This is a genomic window from Bacillus salipaludis, from assembly GCF_030938565.1.
Taxonomy (GTDB): domain Bacteria; phylum Bacillota; class Bacilli; order Bacillales; family Cytobacillaceae; genus Neobacillus; species Neobacillus salipaludis_A.
In genome coordinates this window covers 602,628-614,765 of record NZ_JAVGVR010000001.1, presented here as the reverse complement: position 1 = coordinate 614,765, position 12,138 = coordinate 602,628, and the positions used below count along the sequence as shown (strand labels likewise).

Here is a 12,138-nt window from a genome sequence, read left to right as displayed (position 1 = left end):
AAGTACCTCCATTTCCTATGTCTCTTTTGGCGGCGCTAATTCATCAATCGTTATATTTAAGGATTGAGCAATTCTGGTCAGCAAATCGCTTGGCGGAAGCCGATTGCCCCTCTCAATCTCTCCCAAAATTGATACTGAAACACCTAATTCCTTCGAAAAGCTCTCCTGTGTAAATCCCTTTAGCTTCCGATAGGCTCGAATGCGTCTTCCCCATTTTTCCGCTTCCATATCCGGACTCCTTCTTTATCAGGTAATTCATCTAATGATGTTTGAAGTGGTTTTTCCATCCCTGGAATGATCATGTCTGGCTGAATCTCCAATAACGGTACGATAACAAATGCCCTTTCATGCATTCGGGGATGAGGGACGATGAGGTTCTCTGTTTCAATATTTTCTTGATTATACATGAGAATGTCAAGGTCTATTGTTCTTGGCCCCCATTTTATCTCCCGCTTTCTTCCAAGTTGCTGCTCTGTTTTTAAACAGATATCTAATAGTTCATAGGCGTTGAACTCAGTCTTTATCTCGATTACCATATTCAAAAATAAATCCTGATCCTCATAGCCAACCGGATCTGTTTCATAAACAGAGGAACAATTTACTAACTCTATTTTTGGAACATCTGACAAAAGCTTAATAGCTTGTCCTAAATAATCATATCGGTTTCCCATGTTTGAGCCAAGGGCAATAAATGCTGTATTTTCCACCATTATCTTCTCCTTGTAATTTCTACTGCAACAGACTTGTAATGGCCTGGAATTGGTGGGTCAGGTTTTATCATTTTTACCGTTACATCATTAACAAGGACGAACTCCTTTAACACACTCGCTGCAATGTTTTCCGCAACAGTTTCCAAAAGCTTATAGGGCTCTCCCTCAACGATTTTTTGGCATAATTGAAAAAGCTCACCATAATGGACCGAATACTCTAGTTCATCCGTTTCCCCAGCCTTTTTTAAATCCAAGGAAATGATTAAATCAACGATGAAACGCTGACCGAGCCGATTTTCTTCGGGAAAAACGCCATGATAACCATAAAACTCCATTTGATTTAAATATATTTTATCCAAGGACATTCCCCTTTCCCATGAGCACATCCATCATTTTTGCCATCCTGCTCATTTCTTTTACATCATGAACCCTGACAATATGACACCCTTTCTGAATTCCAAAACAAACGGTTGCTCCAGTGCCTTCCAGTCTTTCATTAACTGGCAAATCCAAGGCTTCTCCAATCATTCTTTTTCGTGAGGTTCCCAATAAGACTGGATATCCGATGGATGTTAATGTTTCTAGTTCCCTCATCATCTCTAGATTTTCTTGGTAATTCTTCGCAAAACCTATACCGGGATCCAAAATAATCATCTCATCACGAACCCCTGCTTTTTTTACAATTGAAATGCTTTCAAATAGATCGTTCATAACATCCCGAATAAAATTATTATAATTCCGTTCATTGCGATTATGTTGCAGAATGATAGGTACATCAAACTGTGCAGCTACCCCAGCCATTTTTTCATCAGCCTTTGCTCCCCAAATATCATTAATGATATGAGCTCCTGCTTTAAGGGCCTGCTCAGCTACTCTTGCTTTATACGTATCGATGGAGATCGGAACAGGAATCTGCTTGGATATCGCATCAATAATAGGAACGACTCTTTCAATTTCTTCATCTTCAGAAATGACTTCATAACCAGGGCGTGTTGATTCACCGCCAATATCAATGATATCTGCTCCATTTTGGACCATTTCATAAGCATGCTCTAATGCCTTATTCAGATCATTAAATTTTCCGCCATCAGAGAATGAATCGGGTGTAATATTTAAAACACCCATGATCATGGTTTTTTGACCAAAGTCTAGTGTATGCTTTCCACATTCAATTTTTTGTATCCCAGCTTTATTCATTCTGTTATCCTCCATGATGATTCTCATTTCTTTGGTTTAATATGCTGTCATTATCATACACGAATTTTTAATATCAGTGCAAAAAAATAAGGTGTGGCTAATGTAGCCATCACCTTATTGGATTTAACAGTTAGTCAAGCTGGTAAAGTGGTGTACTTAGGTAGCGCTCCCCATTATCAGGAATAATTGCTAAAACCTTTTTCCCTTTTCCAAGCTCTTTTGCAGCTTTGACCGCCGCAGCGATTGCCGCACCTGAAGAAATACCACCAAGGATGCCTTCTTCTCTGGCCGCACGGCGAGCATATTCGAATGCCTCTTCTGTTGTAATTTGAATCACTTCATCATAAATATCTGTGTTTAATGTGTCAGGTACAAATCCGGCACCAAGACCTTGAAGCTTGTGAGGCCCTGGTTTTCCACCTGATAAAATAGCTGAATCTTTTGGTTCAACCGCATAAATTTTAATATTTGGATAATGTTCACGAAGAACGCTTCCAGCACCAGTGATGGTTCCGCCAGTACCAATTCCAGAAACGAAGCCATCTAACTGCTCCATTTGCGCTACGATTTCAGGTCCTGTAGTACGTTTGTGAACCTCTGGATTTGCTTGATTTTGGAATTGCTGCGGCACAAAATATCCGTGTTCTGCAGCGAGCGCTTCAGCTCTTGCGATAGCACCTTTCATTCCTTCCGGCCCAGGTGTTAATACAAGCTCTGCACCGTATGCACGAAGAAGATTTCTTCTTTCTAAACTCATTGTCTCAGGCATTACAAAAATAGCTTTATATCCTTTTGCAGCAGCAACCATCGCAAGACCAATACCAGTGTTTCCACTTGTTGGTTCGATAATAGTATCTCTTCCTGGTGCAATAAGACCTTGTTCTTCTGCAGCCTCAATCATCGCTAAACCAATACGATCTTTAACGCTGCTTCCAGGGTTAAAATACTCTAATTTCAGATAAACTTCTGCACTGTTCTCATCTACTAATCTGTTTAATTTTACAATTGGTGTTTGACCGATTAATCCGGCAACTGAATTTGCAACACGAACCATTATACTTACCCCCAGCTCTCTATTCCGAGTATTTTTATTGGATTTATAAACAATTTAACAGTTTCAGGCTCCTTTTGTCAATTGATTTCATTCACGAAATTGTTAAAATTTTATGAATGCAAAAACCACAGAAAATTATTTTCTGTGGTTAGTCGTTTGATTTTTCTTTTCCGTAGAACCAGCTTACCTTCGCCTCATCCCAAAAAGTTCTAGCTGATGCTGGCACCTTCATTTGTTCGAGGGCAATTTGCCGGCGGATTTCCTCTTTTACTTCTTGATAAGAATACGATTCCCCTTTTATTTTACCTTCTAACTTAATGATTGCATAACCTTGTTCCACCTTAACAGGCTTACTCCATTCCCCGGCTTTTAATGTTTTCGCGGTTAGAACATATTCCAAAGGATAACGGTCATCATCCTCTGTTATGTACCCAATATCTCCACCATCATTAGCAGAGAATTCATCGATAGAGCGCTCCATTGCCATCGTTGAAAAGCTTGACCCCTGCGAAAGCTCCTTTAATGATTTTTCTGCTTCCGCTTCTGTTTTTACGATAATCTGAGACAAATGAAAGGCAGACGGGATATCAAACAGGTCTTTATTCTGGTTAAAATAGTTTTTCCTTTCCTGATCAGAAACGGCAACGTCCTTTGTCAAGATTTCTTCGAGCAATAAACTATTCCGAATTTGTTCTTTCCACCTTTTCTCGTCTTCCTGCTTTTTTTCGTTGGATGAACGATAAGTGGTTTGAATCATTCTAAATTCCCTTTCGACATCCTGATTAGAAACCGTTATTTTATACTTTTTTGCCATTTCTTTAATGACCTTTTGATCAATCATATCTTTTAGCACATCTTTACCATACCGTGCTTCTAATTCATTCAGCCAATCCTGCCTTAAAATCCCCTTTTTCCCTACCGTTGCCACGACATCTTTTTTTAAGCCGGCTCCATTTGCCGTATTCCCTTTTGCGAGAAAAAAGGCTATTGTTAAGCAATTAACCATAATTAGGGCAGCGATTAAAAACCAGAGTTGCTTTCTCCTCAACTTTTTTCCCCCAATGCCCCTGCTTATTTTGCCCGCCTGTTTAGTTCTTCCAATTCTTCTTTTGTAAAAAGATACTTTTCATTGCAGAAATGACAATGTGCTTCAGCTTGTCCATCTTCTTCAATCATTGCAGTAATTTCAGCAGTACCTAATCCGAGTATGGCATTAGAGAATCGCTCTTTTGAGCATGTACATTGGAATTTTACTGGCATATTTTCCAGGATATTAACGGGCTCATCACCAAAGAGTTCTCCTAAGATTTCTTCAGGGGTAAGCCCCTTTTCAATTAATTTAGAAACAGGCGGTATCGTTTTTAATCGTTCTTCCATTTTTGTTATCGCTGCATCTTCAATTCCTGGCATTAATTGAAGAATAAACCCTCCAGCAGCTAAAATCGAGTCGTCCGGATTCACCAAAACGCCTACACCGACTGAAGATGGAATTTGCTCGGAAGTAGCAAAGTAGTAGGTGAAATCCTCCCCTAATTCTCCTGAAACAAGCGGAACCTGTCCAGAGAAAAAGTCGCGGAGACCAATATCCTTAATAACCGTTAATGACCCTGCAGTGCCGACCGCACGGCGGACATCAAGCTTTCCATGGGCATTCGCTTCAAAGTCAACATGGGGATGCGTTACATATCCGCGGACCTCTCCTTTGGCATTACTGTCAACAAGAATTGGTCCTAACGGGCCGTCCCCTTCAATTTTAATGGTTAATTTTTCTTCGCCCTTTAGCATCGCCCCCATCATGACTCCAGCTGTAAGGGATCTCCCTAATGCTGCAGAGGCAGTTCTCCATGTATCGTGCCGGCGCTGTGCTTCACTCACAATGTCCGTTGTACGAACAGCATATGCACGTACGTGCCCGTCAAAGGCAAGTGCTTTTACAAGATAATCGTTCATTTTCAGACTCCCCTCTAGTTGTTATGGTGAAACGAATCTATATTTCGTTTATAGATTAACTGCAGTCCCTTTAAAGTTAAAAATGGGTCAACAATGTCAATAATCTTTGATTCCTGAGCAATTAAATTAGATAACCCCCCAGTAGCAATAACCGTTGGCTTTTTTTCACTTTGCTCGATCATCCTTCTTACAATACCCTCAACTTGACCAACATACCCATAAACAATACCAGCCTGCATGGCTGCAACTGTATTTTTCCCAATAACCCCTTCCGGACGTGCTATTTCAATTCTCGGAAGCTTCGCAGCTCTTGAGTAAAGGGCCTCTGTTGAAATACCTACTCCAGGAGCAATCGCCCCTCCCATATATTGACGCTCTTCATTTACATAGCAATAAGTAGTTGCCGTTCCAAAATCAACAATAATAAGTGGACTTCCATATTCGTGAATCGCCGCAACTGCATTTACAATCCTGTCAGCTCCTACTTCCCTTGGGTTTTCATATTTAATATTAAGCCCAGTTTTGATTCCCGGCCCCACTACAAGCGGCTTTATATGGAAATATTTTTGACACATCCGCTCTAATGCAAACATAATTGGTGGAACAACAGAAGAGATAATGATTCCGTCAATTTTTGAAAAACTTAATTTTGAGTGGTCAAACAAGGATTTGATGATCATTCCGAATTCATCTTCTGTACGATTGCGATTCGTTTCAATCCGCCAGTGATATTTTAGTTCATCCTCCTCATAAACACCCAATACAATATTTGTATTCCCCACATCAAAGACAAAAATCAAATCTATCACTCACTTTACAGATTTATCATTTCTCACACTGAAAACATAATAACATAATTATGTTAGGTCATGTAAAGAAAACTCGTCGTTTGCGAGTCCTTATGGACGTTTCAAGAGGCTTGGTTGACTTACCTAAAGTTATAACAAAAAGGCTCTGTTAAACTTGGTTGTTGATTTCCACTCCAGGCACAAGCGGTTCGTGGACGGTCTAGGGAGCCTCCTCGTCGCTTTGCTCCTGTGGGGTCTCCTCTACCCCGTACTCCCACAGGGTCTTCGTGCCTTCCGCTCCAATCAACTTTGTTTAAAAATCAACATTGTTCTTTTACATAGCCAACAAAAAAGAGTGCTTCATAGGAAGCACTCTTTTTCTTATTTACTTTTGCTCGTTATCAGGATCATCTGTTTTTGTTAGGTCAACTTGTTCGTCCTTTTTGGTGTTGATGTTTACTTTTACATCCTCCACTTTTTTCGGACCAATATGAACACTTTCAAGAGCCACGGAACTATCAGGCATCTTTCCGTTTTCAACCAAATATTTGATTTGTTCAGCAACAAGGGTTTCGACCTCAAGAAGAGTATTGGCAATAAGATTTAACTTATCACGATTTTCCGTTAGAATCGTTCTCGCTCTCTCATAACACTCTTTAATAATTCGTTGAATTTCAAGGTCGATTTCGTAAGCAATTGCGTCAGAATAATTTTGCTCATTGTGCAGGTCACGCCCCAAGAATACCTGTCCTTGCGCTTGACCAAATTGCAATGGACCGAGCTTATCACTCATTCCAAACTCAGTAACCATTCTTCGCGCAATCCCTGTAGCACGTTGGAAGTCATTGTGCGCGCCTGTACTTACCTCACCAAATACAATCTCTTCAGCAACTCGGCCACCCAACAAACCGGTAATTTTATCAAGCAACTCAGGCTTTGTCATAAAGTAGCGGTCTTCTCGTGGAAGCATTACAGCATAGCCGCCAGCTTGCCCACGTGGAACAATTGTAACCTTATGGACCATGTCTGCTTCATCTAAAACTAAACCAATCACTGTATGACCACTCTCATGGAATGCTACAATATTGCGTTCTTTTTCAGAAATAACACGGCTCTTTTTAGCAGGACCAGCAATTACCCGATCCGTTGCTTCATCGATATCTTCCATATCGATTTTTTTCTTATTTGCACGGGCTGCAACTAAGGCGGCCTCATTTAATAAATTCTCTAAATCTGCACCTGAAAAGCCCGGTGTACGCATAGCAATGTTTTTCAAGTTTACAGAATCATCTAATGGTTTATTGCGTGCATGGACTTTAAGTACTGCCTCACGTCCAATAACATCCGGACGATCAACAGTAATTTGACGGTCAAAACGGCCTGGACGAAGTAACGCAGGGTCCAAAATATCTGCACGGTTTGTTGCAGCAATAATTATAATTCCTTCATTTGCACCAAAGCCGTCCATTTCAACAAGCAATTGGTTCAAGGTTTGCTCACGCTCGTCATGGCCACCGCCTAATCCAGCACCACGCTGACGGCCTACCGCATCAATCTCGTCAATGAAAATGATACACGGAGCATTTTTCTTCGCATTTTCAAACAAATCACGAACACGAGATGCACCGACCCCAACAAACATTTCAACAAAGTCAGAACCACTTATTGAAAAGAATGGTACGCCGGCTTCACCAGCTGTTGCCCTTGCAAGAAGCGTTTTACCTGTCCCTGGAGGTCCGACAAGCAATACCCCTTTTGGAATACGGGCACCAAGTTCGGCAAATCTACGAGGGTCTTTTAAAAACTCAACTACTTCGACTAATTCTTGTTTTTCTTCATCTGCACCGGCTACATCTCTAAAACGAACCTTTTTCTTATCATCGTTATAGAGCTTGGCTTTGCTCTTACCAAAATTCATAACTCGGCTGCCGCCGCCCTGTGCCTGGTTCAATAAAAAGAAAAATAAGATAAAAATAATCACAAACGGAATAATGGAAGTGAAGAAGGTAACCCATCCGCTAGTTTCTTTAGCTGGCAACACATCCACATTTGTTGTTTTTGCACGGTCAATTCGATCAAGAATTTTTTCACTGTTTGGTATATAGGTTAAGAAGTTTTTATCTTTTCCATCGTTAAACTGTCCCCGAACTTCAAAAACACCTCGTTCAGGCTGCATGGAGAATGACTTAACTTCACCCTTCTCTAATTGGGAAACGAACTTATCATATGAAATATGATCAGTCGGCTCGTTGCTTCCATTAAAGAAGCTGACAACACCAATGATGACTAAAAATATTAATAAATAAAAGATGGTATTACGGAAAATCCGATTCATCCCTTACCTCCTCCCACGGGTAAACAAACTATATTAAATAGTATCATAGAAAATCATTCCAATTCAAGGAATTACACTTTCTTCAGGACATTGAAGAATGTCTTCCTTAAGTTTTGCTTAAAGGTTGTTACTGTATACTTCAGGTTTCAAAACCCCAATATATGGAAGGTTCCGGTATTTCTCGGCATAGTCCAATCCGTAGCCCACAACAAAGGCATCCGGGACAATAAATCCGACATAATCTGCCTGAATATCACTTTTCCTTCCTGTTGGTTTATCAAGCAAAGTGACAATTTTAATGGACTTCGCCTTCCGATAACGGAAAAGATCGACTAAATAGCTTAATGTAAGTCCACTATCGATAATATCTTCAATAATTAAGATATCTCTTCCTTCAACTGAAGTATCTAAGTCCTTAAGGATTTTCACTTCTCCTGAGGAAGTCATTGAGTTACCGTAGCTGGATACATCCAGGAAATCCATTTCAAGGTAGCAATCCATATGTTTTAATAAGTCCGCCATAAAAGGCATAGCACCTTTCAAAACACCGATGGCAAGCGGGAAACGATCTTTGTATTCTTCGGTAAGCTCTGCCCCTAATCCCCTGACTTTTTCCTGAATTTCTTCTTCTGAAATTAACACCTTTTCAATATCTTGTTTCATTCTTCTTGTGCCCCCTAGAAAAATCATTACGTTTTATATGTGAGTAGTAAATATTGTTTTGCAGAGGAATCGGTGCCTTCCATTGCTGATTTTTTTAAACCAGGAAGCCAGATAATGGAATGGTCTCCATCTGTAATAACCGGCCAAGTGTCCCGTTCTTGAAGGGGAACTTTATAATCAATGAATATATCCTTTAATTTCCTCGTTCCTGACATTCCTTTTAAAGACATTCGGTCTCCATTTTTCCTTGTCCGAATCACAATCGGCCACTTAATCCTTGCTGCATTAAAGATTGCCGAGTTAGAGTCATATTCTGAAGGTTCTTTATGAACAAGCTTAACCCTGATACTCCCCCCATCTGGTAAATCAATCTTTGAATCATCGTGTACTACATAGTAATAATTCTGTACACTTGAATCCTCAAATTGGAAGGACATGGTCTGATAGGACCTAATAACCATCAGTCCGTTTGGGAAATTCAGTTTTCCTGATGGTCCTGAATGGTAAATGATTGAGAAAATCTGTTCAATATGTACAGCAGAAAGAGATGCAGGTTTTTCTTTGTAAAGATAGTTTAATATTAGTTGAATACCTCTCCTTTGTAAAGGTAAAGGCATATCAAGAAACGGTTTTATGTCCATGCTAATTTTGGACTTTTCCCTTATTGTCATTACTTTATTCATGTTTTGGACAGTTAATTCCTGAAGAAATGCCTCGTCACTTTGTAAATCTTCACTAAAACGTTGAAAATGTTCATGAACATTTGGATTTTCCATCTTTAAAAACGGTAGAACTTCTTTTCGAAATCTATTTCTGCTATAAATACTTTTTTTATTACTTGGGTCTATACGCGGTGTGAGTTGATTTTCCCTGCAGTACTGTTCAATCTCCTCCTTTGTCAAGGTTAGAAAGGGGCGAAAAATCATACCTCTATGAAAAGGACGGGTAAAGGGGATACCAGCCCGCGCTTTTCCAGTACTCCCCCTTGTCATTCGCATGAGCATCGTTTCAATTTGATCATCACCATGGTGCGCAAGTGCCAAATAAGGATAGTCGTATTTTTCCATGATGGTTTCAAAAAATTTATATCGTTCCTCTCTAGCCGCGACCTGTGAGCTATTCCCTGTTCTTTCCATTATCAGTGGAATATTGATTCGGGACATTTCAAAGGGAATATCGTGCTGCTTACAATAATCCTTGACAAATAAAGCATCATCGAGGGATTCTTGCCCGCGAAACATATGGTCGACATGGGCCGCAACAATCGAAAGGTTTCTTTTATCCTTTTGCCCCCAAAGGAAATGTAGTAGCGCAAGAGAATCAGGTCCCCCTGAAACACCAACAATGATTTTTTTACTTTTTAATGAAAAGAAGTGGCGGCTAAGAAACTCCATTACCTTCGGTTCCAACATATTGCTTCTTCCTCTTTTTTTAACTTTGATAACCGTCTAGCTACAGCGCCTAGGGACTCGAGGTTGCTTCGGTTCTACCGATGAAGTCAAGAACAAACTTCACCGTCAGGCCCTCCAGCACTTGTCGCCCCTGAACACTAAAGAAAGCTTCTTCGAATAACCATCGCAGGAACAAACTCTGCTTGTTCCGAAGGCGCTTTCGCTTTTCTTATTAGCTTACCACTTTTGTATTTGAACTATCAAAAACAATGTCTTCATTAACTGCTGTATTTTCTTAATTTGTTACATTTTAATTACGAATGAAACTCTCAATAGTTTCAAAAAAATTTAAAAATAATGACCACATAGAAAATAATAAATACTGCTGCTATAACTCCTGTTTCAATCCAGCCTGTTTTTTTCTTTTTCTTTCGATATTGCTGCCTTGTTTTTGGATTGTTTTTATTAAGATCAGGTACTGGGCTCGAACTATTGTTGGCAGCTGCTTTTGACACTTTTCGGTTCTTAGGGAGCGGCTCATCCGTTAATAAAGCCAACAGATCCTGTCTCATTTGTCTCGCATTTGTATATTGTCCTTTTAGTGCATTTACCATTACTTTTTCCAAGGAATGAAGCTCAGGCTTCTGCCGGATTGCCTCTGTTAATTGTGATAGTCCCCCTGTCGTTTTTGTAAAGCGCTTCGGATAGGCGGTATTAATCATAATCATTGCCAATGAAAAAAGGTCGTAAGAAGGCTCGGCTACTCTTGAACCAAGGCCCCAGTATCCACGATCATAAAATTCCGTAAACTCTTTAATAGCCCTTCCAGCAATGGTTGTACCACCCACATCAATACATCTAATTTTTGGAGGGGGGCCGGTAACAATTAAGTTTTCAGGCTTTAAATCCCCGAACACCCATCCATTTTGGTGCAGCTTCTCAAGATCGCTTAAGAGCTGTAACATTAATACTACAATCCATGATTTCCCTTTCTGTTCAATAAACGTTAGTAAATCAGGTCCCTTTATAAACTCCATTACATAAAAGGACACCTGTCCGCGATTTGACTTCCAATCATCAACATCAAGCAAAGAAGGCCCGAGGGCAGACCCTTGGACCTTTGCAAAGGATTTTAAAACATTTACCTCAGAGGTAATCGACAATCCATTATCACTCATTTTCAAAGCTACCTGAGTGTTTTTATGATTCGCGAGATAAACCACTCCGTTTGCTCCATATCCCAGTTCCTTCAAAATGGTATATTGATTTGAATGCCATTTACCTGAAATGACTGTGCCAGGGCTAACCTTACATTGACTCTTCAAAGTATGATTCATCATCACGAGAAAGCAGGCTCCTTAATGATTGTTTTTGATTAAAGGCAGATAAAGCTGTCCTGAGTGCCGGCCCTGTTGGCGTAATGCCACCAGTAGACAGCTGTGAAAAGATGCTTGTCAAAGATTGTAGTTTTGGCGTCCAATCCAGCAACATTTCGACATTATTCTTTTTCCCAGGAAATACGTAAACGGAATAATAATTATCTCCCGTTCTTGCATTTAAGCTGATGGATAGGTCTAGAATCGCTTCTTTAACGGTCGGAAGCTTGTGTTTCATGCTTGCGCTTGTATCGACAAGAATCAACACCTCTAATTCGACAGTCTCACCTAATTCATCGACAACCTCCATTACCTCGCCGCGCTTTTCTGGAGGCAGATCTTCAATCGTATGTGAGTTACCCAAAATCTGTTTTAGCTCTTTGTTGATAACTCCTTGGAGAGTTTGGGTCATCGCTTTCCTCGTTACCATTTGCACGGTATGGGCCAGCCGTTCTGCATAGACGATTTGGCTGACTCCACCGCCAGATAAGGCAATACCTTCAATTTCTGTCATACCCTTTTCATCAATCACGTCATGGTCCATAACACCGATTACATTCACCGTAATTCCTTCTTCTTTTGCAAGTGCTGCCATGGCAATTGGATCTTCACCATGATTGGAGCACCCATAAGTTATCAATAATATTTGGCGGATTTTCCCTGAATACATAACC

Annotated in this window: 13 protein-coding genes; all 13 read right to left on the bottom strand. The window is 40.2% G+C overall.

Annotated elements, in window-relative coordinates; translation table 11 throughout:
- Positions 1 to 15: 15 nt before the first annotated feature.
- The 13 genes from RCG21_RS02970 to RCG21_RS02910 all read right to left on the bottom strand — a co-directional run bounded on the left by RCG21_RS02970 (position 16) and on the right by RCG21_RS02910 (position 12,134).
- Positions 16 to 228 carry a helix-turn-helix domain-containing protein gene (locus RCG21_RS02970; RefSeq protein WP_026574007.1) on the bottom strand — a complete coding sequence of 71 codons (213 nt, stop codon included), beginning with the start codon at positions 226 to 228 and terminating at the stop codon, positions 16 to 18.
- Positions 180 to 707, bottom strand: a complete 528-nt coding sequence (gene folK, locus RCG21_RS02965; protein WP_133339414.1) for a 2-amino-4-hydroxy-6-hydroxymethyldihydropteridine diphosphokinase — start codon at positions 705 to 707, stop codon at positions 180 to 182. Before folK ends, RCG21_RS02970 begins: the two co-directional genes overlap by 49 nt.
- A 2-nt stretch (positions 708 to 709) precedes the next feature.
- Positions 710 to 1,069 (bottom strand): dihydroneopterin aldolase, encoded by a 360-nt coding sequence (gene folB, locus RCG21_RS02960; protein WP_133339412.1) that lies wholly within the window; start codon positions 1,067 to 1,069, stop codon positions 710 to 712.
- Positions 1,062 to 1,907 (bottom strand): dihydropteroate synthase, encoded by an 846-nt coding sequence (gene folP, locus RCG21_RS02955; protein WP_133339410.1) that lies wholly within the window; start codon positions 1,905 to 1,907, stop codon positions 1,062 to 1,064. Before folP ends, folB begins: the two co-directional genes overlap by 8 nt.
- A gap of 130 nt (positions 1,908 to 2,037) precedes the next feature.
- Positions 2,038 to 2,961, bottom strand: a complete 924-nt coding sequence (cysK, locus tag RCG21_RS02950) for a cysteine synthase A (RefSeq protein ID WP_133339408.1) — start codon at positions 2,959 to 2,961, stop codon at positions 2,038 to 2,040.
- A gap of 148 nt (positions 2,962 to 3,109) precedes the next feature.
- Positions 3,110 to 4,009: a peptidyl-prolyl cis-trans isomerase gene (locus tag RCG21_RS02945; RefSeq protein WP_133339406.1), complete on the bottom strand. Its 900-nt coding sequence runs from the start codon at positions 4,007 to 4,009 to the stop codon at positions 3,110 to 3,112.
- A gap of 23 nt (positions 4,010 to 4,032) precedes the next feature.
- On the bottom strand, positions 4,033 to 4,911 hold the full coding sequence (gene hslO, locus RCG21_RS02940) for an Hsp33 family molecular chaperone HslO (RefSeq protein WP_133339404.1): 879 nt from the start codon (positions 4,909 to 4,911) through the stop codon (positions 4,033 to 4,035).
- Between the two features lie 14 nt (positions 4,912 to 4,925).
- A complete protein-coding gene (locus RCG21_RS02935; protein ID WP_026574014.1) occupies positions 4,926 to 5,711 on the bottom strand; it encodes a type III pantothenate kinase in 786 nt (261 codons plus the stop codon).
- A 373-nt stretch (positions 5,712 to 6,084) separates the two neighbouring features.
- Positions 6,085 to 8,034 carry an ATP-dependent zinc metalloprotease FtsH gene (ftsH, locus tag RCG21_RS02930; protein WP_133339402.1) on the bottom strand — a complete coding sequence of 650 codons (1,950 nt, stop codon included), beginning with the start codon at positions 8,032 to 8,034 and terminating at the stop codon, positions 6,085 to 6,087.
- 117 nt (positions 8,035 to 8,151) lie between these two features.
- Positions 8,152 to 8,697: a hypoxanthine phosphoribosyltransferase gene (hpt, locus tag RCG21_RS02925; RefSeq protein ID WP_026574016.1), complete on the bottom strand. Its 546-nt coding sequence runs from the start codon at positions 8,695 to 8,697 to the stop codon at positions 8,152 to 8,154.
- 26 nt (positions 8,698 to 8,723) lie between these two features.
- Positions 8,724 to 10,109 carry a tRNA lysidine(34) synthetase TilS gene (gene tilS, locus RCG21_RS02920; protein WP_133339400.1) on the bottom strand — a complete coding sequence of 462 codons (1,386 nt, stop codon included), beginning with the start codon at positions 10,107 to 10,109 and terminating at the stop codon, positions 8,724 to 8,726.
- A gap of 317 nt (positions 10,110 to 10,426) precedes the next feature.
- The gene (gene prkT, locus RCG21_RS02915) at positions 10,427 to 11,428 is read right to left on the bottom strand and encodes a serine/threonine protein kinase PrkT (RefSeq protein ID WP_133339426.1); all 1,002 of its coding nucleotides are present in this window, start codon (positions 11,426 to 11,428) and stop codon (positions 10,427 to 10,429) included.
- The gene (locus RCG21_RS02910) at positions 11,397 to 12,134 is read right to left on the bottom strand and encodes a VWA domain-containing protein (protein ID WP_308914241.1); all 738 of its coding nucleotides are present in this window, start codon (positions 12,132 to 12,134) and stop codon (positions 11,397 to 11,399) included. The genes prkT and RCG21_RS02910 overlap by 32 nt, the downstream gene beginning before the upstream one ends.
- Positions 12,135 to 12,138: the final 4 nt, after the last annotated feature.